Genomic DNA, 20,373 nt, shown 5'->3' on the forward strand with positions numbered 1-20,373 from the left:
TAAATTCATGAAAAAAATTATTATCCTACATATATTCCTAATCCTAAGTTTTTCAGCATTCGCTCAAAATAATGATATCTGGTTTTCATTTCCCAATAAAGACACAACGCTTATCGGATTTAAAGATAAAAATGGCATTGTCAAAATACCACCAAAATTTACTACTGGTTTTACAACTGCCCGTAAATTTGAAAATATTATTGCCGCTAGTGAAGAAAAAGATGGGAAATGGAAAAGCTATTATTTAACCAAAACAGGAAAAATAGTTGGTCGTGACAGTTTATATAGTTTTGACAATGGTCCCGATTGTGAAAATGAAGGTTTAATACGATTTGCAGATCGCAAAACTGATAAAATGGGAATGTTTAATGGCAACGGAAAAATTGTAATTCCTGCAGAATACAGTAATATAACCAAAGCCATAAATGGAATGTTCATAGGATTAAAAGACGCGAAGAAAGTAATTGATGGCGAACATTTTTTCTGGACTGGCGGAAAAGAATTCTTAATAGATACAAGCAATAAAATCTTAATCGAAAATTTTGCTTACAATGATGATTTAAATTTTTACTCTTTGGAAAAATCAAAAGAGACAAACAAAGATCCAACAAGAGAAAATTTTCTTGGGGTGGACGGACAATATTATTCGTTTGTAAATTTTGATAAAGAATTTAAATATTGGCTGCAGAACACGTTACTTTCTGATCTATCCAAAAACAATTTAGAAAAACATTCTTTTGATAAAATCTCGTATTGGAAAGAACCAGATGGTTGGATAAACTCATCAAAAACTAAATTCATCAATCAAAATTATATCTATTTAAAATCTAAACTTAAGGAACTCAAAAATCCAAAAACAGATTACTTTGTTTCTACTGACGGATTAAATCAGTTTATTTTTGAATCAAGCGAATACGAAATATACTTCAACAATTGTAATGAATCAAAAGATTGGATATATCCAGTTAAAAACATTGTGATCAATCCAAAAAATAAACTTGAACACGGACAAGATCATTTTGAATTTTTAAGAACTGAAAACGGATATAAATTGATAAGTGTTTCTACCAAAAAAGAAGAATTAAAGTAAATTGATCTAATACTCAGACATTTATTTTTAATTAAAAATCTTAAAACTTTTAATAATCACTAACTTATTAACTCAAACAAATAAATTTTGTTAATATATTAATCTTTCATAATTGTTTTTCGAAATAAAACATTCAAAAACTTTTATATCTTCGGCACCAAATTCAAAAAAAGATATAAATCTATTAATTCATAGTTGAATCCCTTTTATAATGAAAAAAACAGAATGTACTAATTGTGATAATAAAAATGTACCAATTAATGAAACAATTACAATTGATGAAAAAGATTTTTGTAACTCCTGTTTTGAAACTAATTTCCCCGACGATAAAAGTCTTAGTGGGAAAAAAGTAGAAAAAAAATATGATCCCACAATCTGTTCTGCTTGTTCTAAAGACTTTGAAGAAATAGAATTAAATAAAATTGGAGTATACCCTCATTGCAATGATTGCGAAACAGCAGTCAATAATCGAGTTTTCCCTACCTGGGTAAAAGCGTTCTTTATTGGTATTATGGCTATTGTTCTATTTTCATTTTATTGGAATTGGCAATATTTCGACGCTTATAATAAATTTCAAGAATCAATTGGTTCTTTTGAAAAAGGAGATTTTGCCAATGCATCAAACTTAATGCAAAAAGCAAGTACAGAAGTTCCTGAAGTAGAAGACCTCAAAACGCTTGCTGATTTTTATAGTGGCTTCAATTTTCTTAAACAAAACAAAAGCAAAGATGCTTTAAACAAATTTAATTCCTGCATAGGAAAAATACCTCCTGATTACAATCTTGATTTATATATTAATATGGCAAAAATTGGGGTGACTTTTGATAAAAAGGATTACGACGGTTTTCTTGCCGCATCTCAGGAAGTCCTTAAAATTGACTCCACTTCTGCAGAATGTTATTCAGGTGTTGCTTCTGCTTATTCTTGCATTTATGCCACTAAAAATGATGAATCTGCAAAAATTAAAAGCTTCGAATATTTAAAAAAAGCAAAAGCAATAGACAGTACAAGTTCCGAAGCCAAATTCTATTATAATATGATAGAATATAGATTATTTGCCCATACAGTAATAACTAGAGAAGAGTTTATTAAAAAATTTCCAAACGGTTGGATTAAAAATTAAAAAGATATGTTTTTTATACCTGGTGAATTAATTTCAATTGTGTCATTTCCCGGAATCATTGTTCATGAATTTGCACATATGTTATTTTGTAAAATTAGAAAAGTAGCTGTTTTTGATGCATGTTATTTTAGAGTGGGAAACCCTGCTGGATACGTGATACATGAGAACACAAGCAATTTCACATCAACTTTTTTAATCTCTATGGGACCATTTTTTGTAAACACCCTTTTATGTTTACTTATATGTCTTCCTGCTTATATGCCAATAAAGTTTTTTGATATTGAACATCCATTATCTTATTTTTTAATCTGGCTTGGAGTTTCAATAGGCATGCATGCTATTCCATCAAATCAAGATGCCGAAAATGTGTTTAAAGAAGCAAAAATAGCAATCAAAAATAAAAACATATTAGCAATAATATCTTTTCCCATAATTGGATTAATTTATGTCTTTAACATTCTAAGAATTATTTGGGCAGATGTAATTTATGGCGTTGCAATAGGAATAGGAATTCCTTCTTTAATATTTGGATAAAATTTAAGATTCTTCATTTCACATTATAAAGTCTAACTTTGTAAAAAACCGGAACTATGAAGAATTTTTTATTTTTATTTATTGCCATTATCTTCGAAATCATTGCAACTTCGGCATTAAAAAAGTCTGAGCAGTTCACACAGCTTTTACCAAGCATTATTACTGTTGTTGGCTATTTTGCTGCGTTTTATTTTTTAAGTTTTGCTATCAGAACAATTCCGGTTGGTTTTGCTTATGCGATTTGGTCTGGAGTTGGAATTGTTTTAATTACAATCATTGGTACTGTTTTCTTTAAAGAAATTCCAGATTTACCTGCGATAATTGGATTGAGTTTAATTATAATTGGCGTTGTTGTTATTAATGTTTTTTCTAAAACTACAGCTCATTAATTTTAAAACTAAAAAATGCATTTTAGAAAAGCTACCATTTTAGATTTAAATGAAATACAGGAATTATTTGTCCAGACTATTCAATCTGTTTGTAAAAACGATTATAATCCTGATCAAATTAATGCCTGGGTTTCTGGAGTAAAAATTACAGAACGCTGGATTGATGTTATCGAAAAACAATTTGTTTTACTTGCCATTATAGAAGAACAGATCGTTGGTTACGGAACTTTGAAAGACAACAATTATATTGATTTCTTTTTCATTCACAAAGACTTTCAACGACAAGGAATTGCTCAAAAGATCTTTAACGAATTAGAACTTAAAGCTAAAAGTCATCATACAAAAATTATAACTTCTGACGTAAGTATAACCGCAAAGGGATTTTTTGTAAAGAACGGATTTTTTGTAAAAACAGAACAAAAAAACATTATAAAAGGCGTCGAAATTATCAATTACAAAATGCAAAAGAATTATAAGTAAGTTTATAAATCTCGCAAAGACGCAAAGTTTTATTTTTTAAGTTTATATCAATCTTTATAGAGTTACTTTACGGTCCTTCGACTTCGCTCAGGATGACATACTTTGAAAAAACATTTGCGACTTCGCGACTTTGCGAGATTAAAAAAACTTAGCACTCTTTGCGGCAAAAAACTCAGCAAGTTTCGGATTTTATACCTGCAAAAACCAATCGATATTTGCCTTATAAAATTGAATGAAAATGAACACACAGGAAAACATCAATTATAATCGTATTGCAGATGCCATCGATTATATTAAAGCAAATTTTAAAGAGCAGCCTAATCTTGATGAAGTTGCAGAGAAAGTGCATTTGAGTCCGTTTCACTTTCAGAGGCTTTTCAGCGATTGGGCAGGAACAAGCCCGAAGAAGTTTTTGCAGTATACCAGTTTGGAACACGCCAAAAAATTACTCAAAGAAAATCAGGCAACCATTTCTGAAACTGCATACGAAACGGGGCTTTCAGGCACCAGCCGACTTCATGATTTATTTGTAAATATTGAAGGAATGACACCGGCCGAATATAAAAATGGTGGAAAAAATCTGGAAATAAACTACAGTTTTGCCGAAAGTCCATTTGGGAATATCATTGTGGCTTCAACTCAAAAAGGGGTTTGTTTTATGGCTTTCGCCGAAGATGAAGCTATCGGATTTAATGATTTAAAATACAAATTTCCGAATGCTGCTTTTTCCCGAAAACTTGATTTAGCACAGCAAAATGCACTTTTTATTTTCCAAAATGACTGGAGTAAATTATCTGAAATTAAACTGCATTTAAAAGGTACCGATTTTCAGCTGAAAGTTTGGGAAACTTTATTAAAAATTCCGATGGGACAGCTTTCTACCTATGGAACAATTGCACATCAAATTCAAAAACCAAATGCTTCCCGCGCTGTTGGAACTGCAATTGGCAATAATCCCGTTGCATTTTTAATTCCGTGTCACCGCGTAATTCAGTCTTCGGGAATTTTTGGCGGTTATATGTGGGGAAATACCCGAAAAACGGCTATAATTGGCTGGGAAGGTGCGCAGGTAAATCCACATTTATAATTTACGCACATAATATAATACACCCAATATATGTGTAGAGACGCACAGCAGTGCGTCTAACGTTATACATTCCATCCAAAATTGACGAACAATCTATATCGACAATTGTTGCGTAGACGCACTGCTGTGCGTCTCTACGGATATGCTTTGTCAAAAATTCAATCCTTATTTAAAAATTTATGCGAACTATACAATCAAAAATTGCTTCTCAAAATTGGGAAAGCATCACCGAATCTATGCACGAAAATGGCTTTGCTATTATTCCGAATGTACTCAATAACGAACAATGTGAAGATTTAAAATTCGATTATGATAATCCAAATTTATATCGAAAAACGGTAGTTATGGAACGTTATCGGTTTGGTTTAGGCGAATACAAATATTTCAATTATCCCCTGCCCGATTTAATTCAAAATATACGAAATTCAATTTACCCGAAATTAGCACCAATTGCAAATGCATGGATGAAGGCTTTAAATATCAATACTGTTTTCTCAAACCAACATGAAGAATTATTAAAACAATGTCACGATAATAATCAATTGAAAGCGACAGTTTTAATTTTAAAATATGGAGAAAGCGGATTCAATACTTTACATCAGGATTTATATGGTGATATTTATTTCCCCATTCAAATTGTGCTTTTCCTCTCTGAACCTGATGAAGATTTTACGGGAGGTGAATTTGTATTGACGCAACAAACGCCAAGAGCGCAGTCGAAAGCAATTGTTTTAAAACCTAAGAAGGGTGATATTTTAGTTTTTACAACCAATTTTAGACCTGTAAAAGGCACAAAAGGTTATTATCGGGTGAATATGAAACATGGTGTGAGTGAAATTCATTCAGGAGAAAGATATACGCTGGGAATTATTTTTCATGATGCCCTTTCTTGATTTTTGCTCGCAAAGTCGCGAAGTCGCAAAGAGATATTTTTAAGACTTAGCTGACTTAATTTTTTTAAGATTAATAAGTTCCAAACTTTGCGATTCTGCGACTTTGCGAGAAATTGACTTTTAATAATATAATTATGATCCAGCATAATAAAATTTCAGATTCAAATCTTCGGAATAAAATTAAAAATGCGGAGATTTGTTTCGGCGGCAACCGGAAACTAAAAATTTACGGAACGCTGAAATGTTCTTCGGGAAAAAGAATGAAACGTGAAAATCGGGTTTTCTTTTCTTCTGAAAATGAAGCAAAACAAAACGGTTTCAGACCTTGCGGACATTGTATGAAACCTGAATATTTAAATTGGAAAAATGGACTTATTTAATCCTGAAATAAACGAAACAACGAACTTACTTCCCAAAGATGGAACTGTAAATTATTACGGAAAATTATTTTCGAGAGAAGATTCTAATCGATATTTAGATATTTTATTGAATACAATTGAATGGAAAAATGATGAAGCCATAATCTTTGGAAAATTAATTCTGACCAAAAGAAAAGTCGCTTGGTACGGCGATCAGGAATTTGAATATACCTATTCGAATACTACAAAAAAAGCACTTCCATGGACGAAAGAATTATTGAAATTAAAGAAAATAATTGAAGCTGAAACGGGAGAAACCTTCAATTCTTGCCTGCTAAATTTATATCATTCCGGAGAGGAAGGAATGGCATGGCACAGCGATGCCGAAAAAGATTTGAAAAAAAATGGTGCCATTGGTTCTGTAAGTTTTGGCGCTGAACGCAAATTTGCTTTCAAACATAAAGAATCTAAAGAAACGGTTTCTTTGATTTTACAACATGGAAGTTTATTGGTTATGAAAGATGAAACACAAACGTACTGGCTACATCGTTTACCGCCAACAAAAACTACTCAAAAACCTAGAGTAAATTTGACTTTTAGAACAATTGTAAGGTAGATTTATTTCTTCTTTTTTGGAGCCACGTTTTGGTAGGAAAGCTGTAAAGCATCTTGAAACATTTCTGGCCGAACTTTAGAAAGCTCTACAATTGTCCAGCCTTGTTTTCCCCATTTATTTGGAATTGGATAAAAAATCATTTCGCTTGAAGCACAAAAAACAGATTGATCGATCTCGTTTAATTTTAAAACGGCTCGATTATTTTTTTCATCAAAAGTGGCGAATATTTTCTTGTTTACCCTAAAAGACGTTTTCTCAAAATGTGGTTCTTCAACTGCATTTTCAAAGGATAAAGCCGCTTTTCTAAAATCTTCAAAAGAAACCATAATCGTAAATTTTAAAGTTAAACCTTGGTTTACCAACCTTGATTCAAACCATTTTTCAAAACTACATCGTATTTTTCTTTATCAAAAGAATATAAGTTTGGAGCTTTGTGCGCTACATTATTTTTCTTTTCATCCAATTTATTCAGAATTCCGATGTTGGTTATTTTTCGCATAAAATTTCTTCTGTCGAGTTTTTTGTCCAGAATTGTTTCATACAATTTTTGCAGTTCCGGCATTGTGAATTTTTCCGGCAATAAATTATATCCAACAGGCATTAAATTTAATTCTGTTCTTAATGTATCAAGAGCTTTATCAAGGATTTCTTTGTGATCTAAAATGAGTTCAGGAACTTCTTTATGATCAATCCATTCAATTATTTCATTAGAATTTATTCGGTTTGGGACAATTTTTAAAAAATCGACCAAAGCATAATAACCAATTGTTACGAAACGACGTGTCAGCCATTTACCTTTTTCGGGATCAATATCTAAATATTTTAGAACCTCTTTTCCAAAATGGTCATCATTTCGTTTAATTTTTCCAAATGCTGCAAACTGTCTTAAAAAAACACCTTCTACTCCAGTCCTTTCATTTAAAACAGTAACTGCTGCTGTATCAATATCCTGATCTACCGGAATAAACCCGCCTGGTAAAGACCACTTTTCACTGTGCGGAACTTTTATCAGTAAGACTTTTAATTGATTATCATGAAACCCAAAAATAACGCAATCAATGGAAAGTCCCGGCTGGTAATTCTCGTTATTTTCTATAATAAATTTCAGCATTTGAGTTCTTATTAAACTTGCAATTTACTTTTATTTTTCAAAACTGTTACATTTTTATAAAAAGCACGTCTTTATAAAATAAATAAGTGTTGAAAAAATCAAAAGTGTACAAATCACAATTTTAGTTAAAATTACGAAATGAATTGAAAAAATAAGTACATTGCGTCATAATAACACATTTGAACAACAAATTGTTAAAACAAAAATATTAAGAAAGAAAAAGATTACAAATTCTTAATTTTGTATTCTGTAGATAAATAGAGAATTGAAATTTAATAAACGAGATTATGAGTGTCAATCCGCTAAAAAATATTAACAAAAAAATTAGATCGAAAATCTGGACTTCCTTCGGATTTGTTTCTAAGACTTATCTTTTAGAAGCTTCGCTAAAATACAGTGAAGAACAGGAAAGAATTTTTAACGAAATGATCGTTAAAACGGAAGCAAAAGATAAAAAAGCAAAACGCGAAGCTTTTGATAAAGCTTTGTACGCATCTTATAAAGGAATTGGCGCTATGGATTTTATAAATACCGTTTTGAAATAATTCGAAACCTTTATAAAATCCATAACGCCAATTTTAATTGACATTCTATATTACTGTACTAATTCAAAATCTGATTTTAGTTTAATATCTGCTGATGAAGCTCCAATCAGCACTTCAAAATCTCCAGGCTCTGCCGTCCATTCTAATTTATCATTGTAGAAAGAAAGTTTTTCTTTGTCGATTGTAAATTCGATTGTTTTAGTTTCTCCCGCATTTAATTTCACTTTTTGGAAATCTCTTAGTTCTAAAACCGGACGAACTACTGATCCAAATTTATCTTTTAAATATAGCTGAACCACTTCTTCTCCAGCAACTTTTCCAACATTTGATAATTGAAATGAAACTTTAATTGTTTCGCTGCTTTTGATTTTTGTCGAAGAAAGTTTCAATCCTGAATAATCAAATTTAGTATAACTCAAACCATATCCGAAAGGGAATTTAGGCGAGTTTTTTAAATCGATATAGGCTGAAACATAGTTTTTTGAATCTTCGTTTTTAGCTGGTCTTCCTGTGCTGAAATGATTGTAATAAATTGGAATCTGACCAACTTCTCTTGGAAAAGTGATTGGCAGTTTTCCTGACGGATTGTAGTCTCCAAATAAAACATCTGCAATTGCATTTCCAGCTTCTGTTCCTAACCACCAAGTGTATACAATTGCTGGAACGTTATCTGCTGTCCAATTAAAAATAAGAGGTCTTCCTGCATTAATTAAAACTACCACTGGTTTTCCTGTTGCCTGAATTGCTTTTACTAAATCTTCCTGAACACCCGGCAAATTGATATTACTGCGGCTTTTTGCTTCACCACTCATATCGTGTCTTTCACCAATACTCAAAATTACAACATCTGCTTGTTTTGCTGTTTCAACTGCTTCAGCAAAACCATCTTTATTATCTCCTGTAATGTCACAGCCTTTTGCGTAAAGTAATTTTGTGTTTTTACCTACTTTATTTTGTAAACCATCCCATTGCGAAACTACCCATTTATCGTAGTTTACATCTGGTAATTCAACAGACCAGAATCCCATATTAGCTTTGTATTCTTTTACCATTGGGCCAATAAATGCAATTGTTTTTACACTTTTAGAAATTGGTAAAGTCTGGTTTTCATTTTTCAATAAAACGATACTTTTTTCTGCTACTTCAAGTGCTGCTTTTCTGTTTGCAGGATTTGCTAAAACTTTTTCAGCTCTTTTATCGTCAGAATATCTGTAAGGATCATCAAATAAACCTAATTCGAATTTTTTGCGAAGAATACGTTTTACAGCATCATCAACCAAATCAATAGAAACTCTGCCTTCTTTTACCAGTTGCGCTAAATTGTAACGGTATGCATTACTTTCCATATCCATATCGCTTCCGGCTGTAATGGCAGAATATGCAGCTTCTTTAAGGTCTTTTGAATAACCGTGAGCTACCATTTCTCCAATTGAACCCCAGTCTGAAACTACGAATCCCTGAAAGTTCCATTTTCCTTTTAAGATATCTCTTTGTAAATGCGCATTTCCAGTTGCAGGAATTCCGTTTAAGTCATTAAATGAATTCATAAATGTTGCTGCTCCGGCATCTAAAGCGGCTTTAAAAGGTGGCAAATAAGTTTCAAGAAGCATTCTTTCGCTCATATCAACTGAGTTATAATCCCTGCCTCCAACTCCTGCTCCATATGCTGCAAAGTGTTTTACGCAAGCCATAACAGAGTTTAAATCTCCTAATTTATTTCCCTGAAAACCTTTTACTCTTGCATAGGCAATTTTAGATCCTAGATAAGTATCTTCTCCTGCACCTTCCATTACACGTCCCCAGCGCGGGTCACGGCTAATGTCTACCATTGGAGCAAATGTCCAGTGAATTCCATTTGCAGAAGCTTCTTCAGCAGCAACTCTTGCCGCTAATTCAATGGCTTGTAAATCCCAGCTCGCAGCTTCGGCCAACGGAAGCGGGAATGTTGTTTTGTATCCGTGAATAACGTCCTGACCAAACAACAACGGAATTTTAAGTCTTGACTGCATGGCCAATTCCTGATATTGTCTGGTATATTTTGTTCCGATGATGTTTAGCATCGAACCTATTAAACCTTGTTTGATTTCGGCTTGTTTGTTAGGGTTTATTGTAATTGGCCCTGTTGCCTGATTGTCTCCTGTGTATTGATTAAGCTGACCAATTTTTTCTTCAATTGTCATTTTCTTCAACAGATCATTTACTTTTTGATCTATTGTCTGCTGCTGGGCCGCCGCAAAAAACGAGACCATCAACAAGGCAAATGTGGTTATTTTTTTCATGAATTTAATTTTGGTTACCAAACGTAAGTTGCAACTGCACCAGCGTTTAAAGTAGTTGAAATTTGTTTTTGATTGTATTTGATATTGAATGTTTCTGTCGAAGTTCCGTCGTTTTCTACAATTAAAACGGTTTGTCCAGATGGCGTTTTGAAAGCTGCATTATATAAGTTTCCAACAATATTACTTCCAATTCTTACTGAACCTTCCGGAACAAATTTAGAAGCATGTCCAATAATGTAATAACCGACTTCACGCTTAATGTTTTGATTTTGATCAATCATTAAAGCTCCTTTACAAGTGGAACATCCGCCTGGTGTAAATGGTTTGTAATATTCATCGTTTGCTAATCCCCACGAAAGTGCATTTTTACTCCAGTTACGCATTGAACCAATTACGACATTTTTTACAGTCCATTTTAAATCATTTTCAAAACTGCTTTTTGATCCTGTATATTGTTCTGTAAAATATAAATCTTTGTTTGGAAATGCATCATGAACTGTGGTCAAAGCACTAATATCTCCTTCATATAAGTGAAATGCTGAACCCGCAACAAAAGGATTCGCTTTTGTATCTTTTAAAATAGTCAAAGGATATTCTGGTTTATTACAATTGTGATCGTAAACTATAATTTTGGTTTTAATTCCTGCTGCTTTGAAAGCTGGCCCTAAATGATTCCCAATAAAATCTGCCTGTTGTTCTGCAAGCATTAATAAACTTGGATTATTTCCCGGATGCAACGGCTCATTTTGCGGTGTAATGGCATCAATAACAATTCCGTGAGATTTCATTGCCTGAATGTATTTTACAAAATACTGGGCATAAACCTCATAATATTTTGGCTGAAGGCTTCCTCCTTTTGAGCTTCCGTTGTCTTTCATCCAAACTGGCGGCGACCACGGTGAACCCATAATTTTTATTTTTGGATTTATGGCTAAAATTTCTTTTAGCACTGGTACCACATCATTTAAATCCGGACCAAGATTAAAGTGCTCCAGTTTTAAATCTGTTTGTCCTTCTGGCATATCATCATACGAAAAAACTTTCTCATTCAAATCTGAAGCTCCAATACTAATACGCAGGTAACTTATACCAATGGCATCATTTTTTCTGGAAAACAATTCCTGAAGCAATGCTTCTCTTTTTGCTTTATCCAGTTTTAAAATGGTCTGAGCGCTTCCTCCGGTTAACGAAAATCCAAAACCTTCGATAGTTTGAAATTTTTCAGAAGGATTTACTTCAATGGTTTGGTTTGAATTAGTTGCTGTACTAAAAACTAAATCATCCTGTTTTTTAAGTTTAGAAGATTCATCGGTAGTTGTAATCCATGATTCTGCTTTTCCAGAATTGGCAACTACACTTTTTGAAGATCCGCATTTTATCTGCATCGCAATAAGCGGCAGTAAAAGTAAGATTTGAAGTTTTTTGTTAATGTTTTTCATTTTAATCTATTTCTATTAAAACAGGTAAATGATCTGACGGATATTTTAAATCTTTAGAATCACTTAAAACTGCATGTTTTTGAATTTTTAATCCGCTATTTTTTGAAATAAAAATATAGTCTATCAATAATGTAACTGGTTCGTTATGTTTGAAATCATTAAACGTTCCTGATGGTCCAAAAGGTTTTTCTATTGAAACATCTTTCGTATCATCCATTACTTTTTTTATTTCTGCAATTTGCGGCGTGTTTGGTTCTGAGTTGAAATCTCCCATTAAAAATGCCGGGTATTTCTTTGTGTTTAACTCACTTATTTTTTTCAAAACAAGCTGAACTCCTTTTACTCTTGCTTCTTCGCCCATGTGATCCAGATGCAGGTTAAAAACCCAGAACGTCTTTTTTGTTTTTAAATCTGTAAAAAGTGCATACGTACAAACTCTGTTACAAGCTGCGTCCCAGCCTCTTGAAACTACGTTTGGTGTTTCTGAAAGCCAAAACGTGTTGGAATTCTGCACCTTAAAACGATCTTTTTTGTAATAAATAGTACAAGCTTCTCCCGTTCCGTTTTCTTCTCTTCCTATTCCAAATCTGTTATAATTTGGAAAAGCTGCTGCGATATCTATTACCTGATTTGGGGTTGCTTCCTGAACTCCAAAAATTTCCGGACTATAAAATTGTATTTGAGAAGTAAAATAATCTTTTCGTTTTGGCCACGCATTTTCTCCGTCTGATGCAACATCTAAACGAATATTATAAGTCATAATTTTTAAATTTTGACCATAAAATGAAACACTTACAAAAAGTAAAAATACTGCTAAAATAAATTTACTTGTCTTTTTCATAATTTTTAAAATTTTAATCCGTAAAGCTAGTGTTTCTCTATCCTTAAAGAAAAAAACTTATTTAAAACTTATGTTAATTATATACTCTCACATAATCAACTTCGAAAGTTGCATTAGTGAAATTTGGATCAACCGTTCCTCCAAAATTTCCTCCCATTGCTAAATTTAAAATCAGGAAGAAATTAGCGTTAAATGGTGTTGAAGCAGAATTTGCATAGGTATAAAACAAATTATCATCTACATAAAACTTAATGCTTTCAGCACTCCATTCTGCAGCGTAAATATGAAATTCTGTCGCTGAATTTGGAACTGTTGTCGTTTTAGTATCAGGCGTGTTTCCTGAACGTCCAGGCGAATGCAATGAAGAGTGGTTCACGTTTGGATTATTTCCAACTGATTCCAGAATATCAACTTCACCACAAGCAGGCCAAGGCGCAGTATCGATATTATCTCCTAACATCCAGAATGCCGGCCATGTTCCGCCGCCCACTGGTAATTTTGCACGAACTTCTGCCCTTCCGTATTTAAATGAAAATTTACCTTTTGTAAGCATTCTTGTCGATGTATAATGGCTTCCCATATACTCTTCTTTAATGGCTTTAATTTTTAGGGTTCCATTTGAAATAATTACGTTTTCTGGACGAGTTGTGTAATATTCTAATTCGTTATTTCCCCATCCGTCTCCTGTTCCTGTGTTGTAACCCCATTTCGAAGTGTTTGGCGCACCATCTACATCAAATTCATCTGCCCAAAGTATTTTTCTGGCAACATATACATTTACTGAAGAAGTTGAACTGATAAATTGCCCAGAACCATTGTAAGCCGAAACAATTATAGAATATGTTTTTGTCCCTGAACCTGTAAATGTGTAGGTAAGTTCTCCATTTGTAATTTCTTTAAGCTGATTGTCTATTAAGACTTTATATGAAACTGCATTTGCTGCATTAATTTTCAAGTTCACTTTACCGCTTCCGTCCCCATCAGGATTTGCTGCATTTTTACCCACAACTTCAACCTGAATAGTTAAGTTTGAAGGGGCTGGATTATCTGAACCTCCGTCTGAGCTATCGTTACTGCTGCTGCAAGATTGAAATATCAGCAATAAAATAGCGGTTAGAAAACCTGCTTTGTCCATTATATTTTTAAATTTTTTCATTTGCTTTTATTTTTTAGAAACACTTTTTTTACCGTCCAAAAAATCCAGATAATTCAAATTGAATCCTCCTTTTTCAAAAACTACTTTTATTTTATTTTCACCTGCGTTTAATTCTACATCAGATAAAATAATGGTTTTCCATTTTTCATTTCCACCAGTTACAGGCAATGTTATGGTTTTTGATTTTGTGCCATTTGCTGTTTCTAAATGAAGCTGCCCTTCCAGGTTTTCGCTTGAATAACGAATGGCAATATTGTATTTATTTTGTTTTTTAACCTGTGCAGTAAATTGTAACCACTCTCCATCTTCAATAAATGAAACCTGATAACCGTTTGATCCGATATCTTTACAAGGCAAAATATCAACGCCATCGTTACGCATTGTGTTTCCTTTATTCCACTGATCAAAATTTCCTGTTGCCACTCTGTAATTGATAAAATCTTTATCCGAATAAGCAAATCCATTTGTTCCTAAATCATATTGCGTTGCGATGATTTTTCCGGGAATTACATGTTTTTTGTAAGGTTTTGCATCATTGGTCTGCACTTGTCTGAACATGGCATCAATTACATCTGGTTTAACGGTTACGTTTTCCATTTTGTAATTATCGGCCATTTTCATCAATGCTTTTTTCGAAAATTCTGCCGATGGTTTTTGACCACCGTCTCGCCAGTATTTTAGTAAAACATCGTATTCCGGAATTTTAGTTACCGAAGTTACTCCTGCAATGTTTTCGATTTTTTTCATTGGCCAAAAAGCCCATCCAATATTATTGGTTTCCACCAATGTCAAAGCGTCTTTAAACCAAACATTTGAGTTTTCGCCACTTTCTCCTAACCAGATAGGAACATTATATTGGGTTCTGTAATCCAGCATTTTCTGGATCGATTCCTTGTCGTTGTAGTTCCAGTATTTGTGGAAACTCAACGCCATGTTTTCATCCCATAAAGGGAAAACTCCATTGTAATTATTTCCCCAGCAATTTCCTTCGATAATTACTAAGTGGTTTGTGTCGACTTCGCGAATTGCTTTTGTCACGGCAACCATTAAATCTCTTAAAGGTCCGTTTGAGTTCTCGTCGCAGCCATTTTTATTTGATCCGGTAAAATTCCAGTTTGGTTCGTTGATAATATCATAAGCTCCAAGCCACTGACTGTCTCTGTAGCGAGAGGCCAGTTTTTTCCATAAAGCAATCATTTTTTTCTGATTGGCTTCACTTTGCCATAATGATGGTTTTGTGGTATCGTAATCAGAAATTGCGGCATCATTTCCTTGTCCGCCTGGTGCAGCGTGTAAATCTAAAATCAAGTAGATTTTGTTTGCTTCGCACCATTTCAATAAATTATCTGTCATGGTGAAGCCTTCTTCTATCCAGGTGATTTCTCCATTTTTTTCCTGCTCAATGGGCGGTGTATATAAGTTATAATGCATTGGAAGACGAATCGAATTGAAACCCCAAGCTGCCAGCGAATCGATATCACGCTTTGTGATTCCGTTTGCTTTGTAGGCTGCGTAAAATTCCTTTGTTCCCTGCTCTCCAATAACTTCTTCAATTTTTTGTTTGATTTGGTATTGCGGACTTGCAAAAGGCTGTGTTTGTAACATATAACCTTCCTGAACCATCCATCCACCAAGGCCTAAGCCTCTTAGAATAATGTTCTTTCCGTTTCCGTCAACAATTTTTTGTCCGTCTCTGTGTAGAAAACCTTGTCCAAAAACTGTAATGGAAAACAAAAGCTGTAATGTTATTATTGCTTTTTTCATTTGAAAACCAATTTTACTTCGCCTTTAATTTACTTCCAAGTGTATGTTCCAACAGCTCCTGCCTCAAGAGAAGTTGTAATCCATTTATCATTGAACTTAACATTGAAAATTTCACTTACTGACGAATCATTTACTACTACTAAAACTTTTGATCCAGATGGTGTTATAAAAGCAACGTTTTGTAAACTTCCGCTTGAGTTACTTGCAATTCTGATAGATCCTGCAGGAACAAATTTTGATGCGTGAGCAATAATATAATAGGCAACGTTGCGTTGAAAACTTTCTGATGAAGTTACTGTCAACGCACCTTTACACATAGAACAGCCGCCGTTTGTATGAGGCTGGAAAGATCCATCATTAGCTAAGTTCCATTCTAATGCGTTTTTACTGTAATTTCTCATCGAGCCAATAACCACGTTTCGAACATGCCATTTTAAATCTCCTGCAAAATCTCCTGCTGAAGATGTCCATTGTTCTGTGAAATACACATTTTTTGTTGGATAAGAATTGTAAACATTACTTAATGCACTAATATCTCCGGCATATAAATGGAATGCTGATCCGTCTACAAAAGGAAATGCATCTGCATCTGCCAAAATTGATTTTGGATAATTTGGATTATCACAATTATGATCGTAAGCAATAATTTTTACACTAAGGTTTGCCGCTTTTAAAGCTGGTCCTAAATTGTTTTTTATGAAATTACCTTGTTCTAATGCTGACATGTACATACTCGGATTATTTCCGTCATGTAAAGGTTCGTTTTGCGGAGTTATTGCATCAATTGTAATTCCTTCCGCTTTCATTTGCTGAATGTATTTTACAAAGTATTTTGCATAAACATCATAATATTGTGTTTGCAGTTTTCCTCCAATAAAACTGTCTTTGTCTTTCATCCAAAGCGGAGCTGACCAAGGTGTTGCTAAAATTAAAATCTTTGGATTAATTACCAGAATTTCTTTTAAAAGTGCAATTACTCCCGCTTTGTCTTTTTCTAAACTAAATTTTGCCAAAGTCAAATCAGTTTCTCCCGCTGCAAGGTCGTCATATGTAAATGGCGCAGCATTTAAATCTGATGCTCCAATACTGATTCTTAAATAACTAATTCCAATTGAATTAGCTCCGGTACCAAATAATTCTTGTAAAAGTGCGCTTTTTTTAGCTGCCGTTAACTGATTAATTACATCAGCACTTCCTCCAGTTAATGTATAACCAAAGCCATCAACAGTTTGATATTTTTGCGCTGCGTTAACTTCAATATTTGTATATGAATTTGGTACAGTACCAAATCCTAATGTTCCATTTTGTTTTGCTAACAATACGCTTTGGTCTCCTTTTGTTAACCAGAAATCAACATCGTTTGTTACCACAACTGGCGGGTTTACAACTGGTGGATTTACTACAGGATCAACTGCATCGTTTGATGTAGAACATTTTACCTGAGAAAATACTGCCATTGAGAAGAACAGTATTTTTATAGTGTTTTTAAAATTTAGTTTCATTTTTGATTGTTTTTTAGTGCAGCACTTAGTATACAATAGTTTGTATTGCGTGTGCCGGGATAGTTATAGTATTTTGTGAATTGTGGTTTATTAGGGTGTAAATAATCTCATTATCTGATTGATTCATGACAATGGTTACTATTTTATTATCAGAATTTTTAAAAGATGTGCTTATTAATTTTTTATCGCTTATTGTCTGTATTATTCTTTTCGCATTTGGGCGAATAAATTTTGAAAGATGCCCTATGTAATAATACATCGGCGTATAGATTAATTCATCTTTTGTAATATCAGCATGAATTGGTGAAAAACAGAAATTCCCAACATGATTTGGGCCTCCGTTTTGATCCAGAAGAATATTCCAGTCTGTCCATCCAACGGTTCCGTTATTAAAATCGTTGATCATATTAAGTCCGTATCGTTCTGCATTTCCCCAAAACTGAAATCTTGAAGCGTCAAATTTTTCGATACAACCTTCTGTAAAAAGTAAATTTTTATTTGGAAAAGCTTCGTGTACTTCACCTACTGATTCAAATTTAGGTGTACCGCCGTTCCATGTTTCGTACCAATGAAACCCAATTCCCCATGCATATTTTGAAACTGCAGGATCTGAAAAAACAAGATTGGCTCTTTTGGTTAACATATCTCCGCGATTGTGATCCCAGATTATAACGTTCTTAGAATTTAATCCTTCTTTCTCTAAAGTTGGTCCCAGAAAGTTTTTCAGGAAATCTCTTTCGGCTTCCGGAGTATAGATACAAGATTCCCATCTTTGTTTTGCCATTGGCTCATTTTGAATGGTTAACCCCCAAACAGGAATTCCTTCTTTTTCGTAAGCTCTTATAAATTTAACATAATAATTTGCCCATGATTGTGCAAACTCTGGCAACAAAACGCCGCCGTGCAAAATATCATTATTGTCTTTCATGAAAGCTGGGGGACTCCATGGACTAACAAATAACGTTAATTTCCCGCCGGCAGTTTCGATTGCACTTTTTATTAATGGAATTCTATATTTTCGATCGTGATCAATGTTGAAGGTTTTTAAATCTTTATCACCCTCTGCAACATATGTATAACTGTCACTGCTAAAATCGCAGCTATGAATATTTGTTCTGGCTAAAGTATATCCTATTCCTTTATTTTTATCGTAATAAGCGGTTAGGAATTCTTGTTGTTTTTTTGGAGATAGCTTTGCATAAACTTCAGCACTTGCGTCTGTAATTGCGCCACCAATTCCTAGGAAAGTCTGATCTGTTTTATAGGCATCTAAAGAAATTGATACCGTTGATTTTGTTTGTTGTGCAGTAGAATTTGAAATTAGATTATCTGATAATGATAATCTCAAATTGGTATTTTCGGCTGTAGTGTAAACCGTAATTTTTTTATTTGTTTTGGATGCAGAAACAGCTGATCCGTTTGCAGTTTTTGATGTTGAACAACTTACTTGCAAAATTATTATTAAAACTAATAAGATTCTATTGATGGTTTTCATTGTTACTTCAAAAAACATTTTATTTCAAGTTAAAAATTGAGGGCTGAATTGGATGATTCAAATCAGCCCTCTTCTGTTAACTCAAAAAATATTAATAAACAAGCGTTTGTATAGCGTGTGCAGGAATTTTAACTACTGATTTTTCTGCTGCTATTATCAAATTATATGTAATTTCTTTATCTGTTTTGTTCATTACAATTGTTGCCATTGTACCATCTGTATTTAAAAATGATGTACTTAACAAACCGCTTCTGCTTACTGCAGAACTAACTCTTTTTGCATTTAGTCGAATGAATTTTGAAAAATGCCCTATGTAATAGTAAGAGGGTGTGTAAATTAACTCACCTGTTGTTGTGTCTGCATGAATTGGTGCAAAACAGAAATTTCCAACATGATTAGGTCCTCCGTTTTGATCTAAAAGAATGTTCCAGTCTGTCCATCCAACGGTTCCGTTATTGAAATCGTTAATCATAGAAATTCCGTAACGTTCTCCATTACCCCAAAACTGATATTTTGCAGCATCGAATTTTTCTACACATCCTTCTGTAAACAATAGTTTTTTGTCTGGATATGCTTCATTTACTTTTGCAACATTGTCAAACATTGAGTCTCCTCCTGACCAGTTTTCATACCAGTGAAAACCCATTCCCCAAACATATTTTGCGGCTTCAGGGTCAGAGTAAATTACGTTTGCTCTGTAATTCATCAGGTCACGATTGTGATCCCAAACGATGATTTTTTTATCTCCAAGTTTTTCTTTTTTCAAAGTTGGCCCTAGGAAGTTTTTAATGAAATCTCTTTCAGCTTCTGCTGTGTAAATACAAGATTCCCAAGTTTGAACAGCCATTGGCTCATTTTGAGTTGAAGTTCCCCAAATTGGAATTCCTTCTTTTTCATATTCTTTTATAAACTTGACATAAAAGTTTGCCCAGGTTTGATAATATTCTGGTAATAATGTTCCTCCTTTTAATACGTTTCCGTTGCTTTTCATGAAAGCGTTTGGAGACCAAGGGGCAACATAAGTCAATAATTTTCCTCCTGCAGTCTGGATTGCCTGTTTGATTAACGGAATACGAAATTGTCTATCGTGTTCAATAGTAAACGTTTTTAAATCTTTATCTCCTTCTTTGATATAAGAGTAGCTTCCACTGCTAAAATCAGAACTTTGGATCGTGGTTCTTAGCAAAGAATAGCCAATTCCTTTTTGTTTATCGTAATAGGCATTTAAGAATTCTGTTTGTTTCTCTTTTGAAAGTTTAGCAAAAATTTCGGCACTTGCGTCAGTAATGGCACCTCCAATTCCCATAAATGTTTGAAACTTTTTAGACGGTTCTACAAAAACAGAGATCTCCGTTTCAAGAGGCTGTTTTGATGCTGAAAAAGTCAAATTATCTGTTGATGTTAATCTCAGTTTTGAATTTTCGGCAGTAGTGTAAACCGTTATCTTTTTCCCGTTGGTTGTAAATTCTTTCTTTGCTTTTGTCTGCTGTGCAAGAGCGGTGACTGTAAACAAAAAGCACAGAAACTTTAAAGTATTTTTTTTCATTCTTTTCTTTGATTTTTTAATTCTAAAAGAAGTTTTCAGAAACTCGTTCTCTGATTGCTTAGGATTTAAAAATAGCCCATACTCATAATGATTATGGGCTATTTACAACCAAACTTAAACTTAA

Annotated in this window: 20 protein-coding genes; 10 read left to right on the top strand and 10 right to left on the bottom strand. The window is 33.4% G+C overall.

The annotated features are described in order from the left end of the window. The first annotated feature begins 7 nt into the window (after positions 1-7). The 9 genes from ACODSB_RS00270 (at position 8) to ACODSB_RS00310 (ending at position 6,571) form a co-directional block, all read left to right on the top strand. Complete coding sequence (locus ACODSB_RS00270; protein ID WP_488935591.1) at positions 8-1,090, top strand: hypothetical protein; 1,083 nt, start codon at positions 8-10, stop codon at positions 1,088-1,090. 211 nt (positions 1,091-1,301) lie between these two features. Further along, complete coding sequence (locus ACODSB_RS00275; protein WP_488935592.1) at positions 1,302-2,213, top strand: hypothetical protein; 912 nt, start codon at positions 1,302-1,304, stop codon at positions 2,211-2,213. Between the two features lie 6 nt (positions 2,214-2,219). Continuing rightward, entirely contained in the window at positions 2,220-2,747 is a 528-nt protein-coding gene (locus tag ACODSB_RS00280; RefSeq protein WP_053472589.1) for a metalloprotease family protein, read from the top strand. Positions 2,748-2,803: 56 nt separating this feature from the next. Continuing rightward, a complete protein-coding gene (locus ACODSB_RS00285; RefSeq protein WP_488935593.1) occupies positions 2,804-3,136 on the top strand; it encodes a DMT family transporter in 333 nt (110 codons plus the stop codon). 15 nt (positions 3,137-3,151) lie between these two features. Beyond that, a complete protein-coding gene (locus ACODSB_RS00290; RefSeq protein WP_256636870.1) occupies positions 3,152-3,616 on the top strand; it encodes a GNAT family N-acetyltransferase in 465 nt (154 codons plus the stop codon). Between the two features lie 238 nt (positions 3,617-3,854). Beyond that, complete coding sequence (locus ACODSB_RS00295; RefSeq protein ID WP_488935594.1) at positions 3,855-4,703, top strand: bifunctional helix-turn-helix domain-containing protein/methylated-DNA--[protein]-cysteine S-methyltransferase; 849 nt, start codon at positions 3,855-3,857, stop codon at positions 4,701-4,703. A 179-nt stretch (positions 4,704-4,882) separates the two neighbouring features. Next, positions 4,883-5,596, top strand: a complete 714-nt coding sequence (locus ACODSB_RS00300) for a 2OG-Fe(II) oxygenase (RefSeq protein WP_488935595.1) — start codon at positions 4,883-4,885, stop codon at positions 5,594-5,596. Between the two features lie 134 nt (positions 5,597-5,730). Beyond that, positions 5,731-5,976, top strand: coding sequence for an Ada metal-binding domain-containing protein (locus tag ACODSB_RS00305; RefSeq protein WP_488935596.1), 246 nt, complete (start codon positions 5,731-5,733; stop codon positions 5,974-5,976). Beyond that, on the top strand, positions 5,963-6,571 hold the full coding sequence (locus tag ACODSB_RS00310) for an alpha-ketoglutarate-dependent dioxygenase AlkB family protein (protein ID WP_488935597.1): 609 nt from the start codon (positions 5,963-5,965) through the stop codon (positions 6,569-6,571). The genes ACODSB_RS00305 and ACODSB_RS00310 overlap by 14 nt, the downstream gene beginning before the upstream one ends. Positions 6,572-6,573: 2 nt before the next feature. Here ACODSB_RS00310 and ACODSB_RS00315 read toward each other — a convergent pair whose 3' ends face one another. Together ACODSB_RS00315 and ACODSB_RS00320 are read right to left on the bottom strand one after the other, a co-directional pair. Then, entirely contained in the window at positions 6,574-6,897 is a 324-nt protein-coding gene (locus ACODSB_RS00315; RefSeq protein ID WP_488935598.1) for an MmcQ/YjbR family DNA-binding protein, read from the bottom strand. A 29-nt stretch (positions 6,898-6,926) separates the two neighbouring features. Continuing rightward, positions 6,927-7,682, bottom strand: coding sequence for an NUDIX hydrolase (locus ACODSB_RS00320; RefSeq protein WP_488935599.1), 756 nt, complete (start codon positions 7,680-7,682; stop codon positions 6,927-6,929). Between the two features lie 287 nt (positions 7,683-7,969). On the opposite strand from ACODSB_RS00320, the gene ACODSB_RS00325 reads away from it, so the two are divergent. Next, positions 7,970-8,227, top strand: a complete 258-nt coding sequence (locus ACODSB_RS00325) for a hypothetical protein (RefSeq protein ID WP_053472583.1) — start codon at positions 7,970-7,972, stop codon at positions 8,225-8,227. Positions 8,228-8,277: 50 nt separating this feature from the next. Here ACODSB_RS00325 and ACODSB_RS00330 read toward each other — a convergent pair whose 3' ends face one another. From ACODSB_RS00330 to ACODSB_RS00365, 8 genes are all read right to left on the bottom strand, one after another. Then, the gene (locus ACODSB_RS00330; protein WP_488935600.1) at positions 8,278-10,506 is read right to left on the bottom strand and encodes a glycoside hydrolase family 3 N-terminal domain-containing protein; all 2,229 of its coding nucleotides are present in this window, start codon (positions 10,504-10,506) and stop codon (positions 8,278-8,280) included. 14 nt (positions 10,507-10,520) lie between these two features. Next, a complete protein-coding gene (locus tag ACODSB_RS00335; RefSeq protein WP_488935601.1) occupies positions 10,521-11,945 on the bottom strand; it encodes a glycoside hydrolase family 30 protein in 1,425 nt (474 codons plus the stop codon). Between the two features lies 1 nt (position 11,946). Further along, positions 11,947-12,786 carry an endonuclease/exonuclease/phosphatase family protein gene (locus ACODSB_RS00340; RefSeq protein ID WP_488935602.1) on the bottom strand — a complete coding sequence of 280 codons (840 nt, stop codon included), beginning with the start codon at positions 12,784-12,786 and terminating at the stop codon, positions 11,947-11,949. A gap of 73 nt (positions 12,787-12,859) precedes the next feature. Continuing rightward, positions 12,860-13,942 carry a glycoside hydrolase family 16 protein gene (locus ACODSB_RS00345; protein WP_056208010.1) on the bottom strand — a complete coding sequence of 361 codons (1,083 nt, stop codon included), beginning with the start codon at positions 13,940-13,942 and terminating at the stop codon, positions 12,860-12,862. Positions 13,943-13,948: 6 nt separating this feature from the next. Then, positions 13,949-15,706, bottom strand: coding sequence for a cellulase family glycosylhydrolase (locus ACODSB_RS00350; RefSeq protein ID WP_488935603.1), 1,758 nt, complete (start codon positions 15,704-15,706; stop codon positions 13,949-13,951). A 29-nt stretch (positions 15,707-15,735) separates the two neighbouring features. Next, a complete protein-coding gene (locus tag ACODSB_RS00355) occupies positions 15,736-17,208 on the bottom strand; it encodes a glycoside hydrolase family 30 protein (RefSeq protein WP_488935604.1) in 1,473 nt (490 codons plus the stop codon). A 25-nt stretch (positions 17,209-17,233) separates the two neighbouring features. Further along, positions 17,234-18,703 carry a glycoside hydrolase family 30 protein gene (locus tag ACODSB_RS00360; RefSeq protein WP_488935729.1) on the bottom strand — a complete coding sequence of 490 codons (1,470 nt, stop codon included), beginning with the start codon at positions 18,701-18,703 and terminating at the stop codon, positions 17,234-17,236. Between the two features lie 91 nt (positions 18,704-18,794). Then, positions 18,795-20,249, bottom strand: a complete 1,455-nt coding sequence (locus ACODSB_RS00365) for a glycoside hydrolase family 30 protein (protein WP_488935605.1) — start codon at positions 20,247-20,249, stop codon at positions 18,795-18,797. Positions 20,250-20,373: the final 124 nt, after the last annotated feature.

This window comes from Flavobacterium sp. FG68, from assembly GCF_057808895.1.

What these genes read in the sequence shown, in the direction of transcription:
- ACODSB_RS00300 (WP_488935595.1), top strand. Translation starts at nt 4,883, where the DNA reads ATGCGAACTATACAATCAAAAATTGCTTCTCAAAATTGGGAAAGCATC.
- ACODSB_RS00290 (WP_256636870.1), top strand. Translation starts at nt 3,152, where the DNA reads ATGCATTTTAGAAAAGCTACCATTTTAGATTTAAATGAAATACAGGAA.
- ACODSB_RS00360 (WP_488935729.1), bottom strand. Translation starts at nt 18,703, where the DNA reads ATGAAAACCATCAATAGAATCTTATTAGTTTTAATAATAATTTTGCAA.
- ACODSB_RS00270 (WP_488935591.1), top strand. Translation starts at nt 8, where the DNA reads ATGAAAAAAATTATTATCCTACATATATTCCTAATCCTAAGTTTTTCA.
- ACODSB_RS00310 (WP_488935597.1), top strand. Translation starts at nt 5,963, where the DNA reads ATGGACTTATTTAATCCTGAAATAAACGAAACAACGAACTTACTTCCC.
- ACODSB_RS00275 (WP_488935592.1), top strand. Translation starts at nt 1,302, where the DNA reads ATGAAAAAAACAGAATGTACTAATTGTGATAATAAAAATGTACCAATT.
- ACODSB_RS00355 (WP_488935604.1), bottom strand. Translation starts at nt 17,208, where the DNA reads ATGAAACTAAATTTTAAAAACACTATAAAAATACTGTTCTTCTCAATG.
- ACODSB_RS00305 (WP_488935596.1), top strand. Translation starts at nt 5,731, where the DNA reads ATGATCCAGCATAATAAAATTTCAGATTCAAATCTTCGGAATAAAATT.
- ACODSB_RS00320 (WP_488935599.1), bottom strand. Translation starts at nt 7,682, where the DNA reads ATGCTGAAATTTATTATAGAAAATAACGAGAATTACCAGCCGGGACTT.
- ACODSB_RS00285 (WP_488935593.1), top strand. Translation starts at nt 2,804, where the DNA reads ATGAAGAATTTTTTATTTTTATTTATTGCCATTATCTTCGAAATCATT.
- ACODSB_RS00350 (WP_488935603.1), bottom strand. Translation starts at nt 15,706, where the DNA reads ATGAAAAAAGCAATAATAACATTACAGCTTTTGTTTTCCATTACAGTT.
- ACODSB_RS00340 (WP_488935602.1), bottom strand. Translation starts at nt 12,786, where the DNA reads ATGAAAAAGACAAGTAAATTTATTTTAGCAGTATTTTTACTTTTTGTA.
- ACODSB_RS00325 (WP_053472583.1), top strand. Translation starts at nt 7,970, where the DNA reads ATGAGTGTCAATCCGCTAAAAAATATTAACAAAAAAATTAGATCGAAA.
- ACODSB_RS00345 (WP_056208010.1), bottom strand. Translation starts at nt 13,942, where the DNA reads ATGAAAAAATTTAAAAATATAATGGACAAAGCAGGTTTTCTAACCGCT.
- ACODSB_RS00315 (WP_488935598.1), bottom strand. Translation starts at nt 6,897, where the DNA reads ATGGTTTCTTTTGAAGATTTTAGAAAAGCGGCTTTATCCTTTGAAAAT.
- ACODSB_RS00280 (WP_053472589.1), top strand. Translation starts at nt 2,220, where the DNA reads ATGTTTTTTATACCTGGTGAATTAATTTCAATTGTGTCATTTCCCGGA.
- ACODSB_RS00295 (WP_488935594.1), top strand. Translation starts at nt 3,855, where the DNA reads ATGAACACACAGGAAAACATCAATTATAATCGTATTGCAGATGCCATC.
- ACODSB_RS00330 (WP_488935600.1), bottom strand. Translation starts at nt 10,506, where the DNA reads ATGAAAAAAATAACCACATTTGCCTTGTTGATGGTCTCGTTTTTTGCG.
- ACODSB_RS00335 (WP_488935601.1), bottom strand. Translation starts at nt 11,945, where the DNA reads ATGAAAAACATTAACAAAAAACTTCAAATCTTACTTTTACTGCCGCTT.
- ACODSB_RS00365 (WP_488935605.1), bottom strand. Translation starts at nt 20,249, where the DNA reads ATGAAAAAAAATACTTTAAAGTTTCTGTGCTTTTTGTTTACAGTCACC.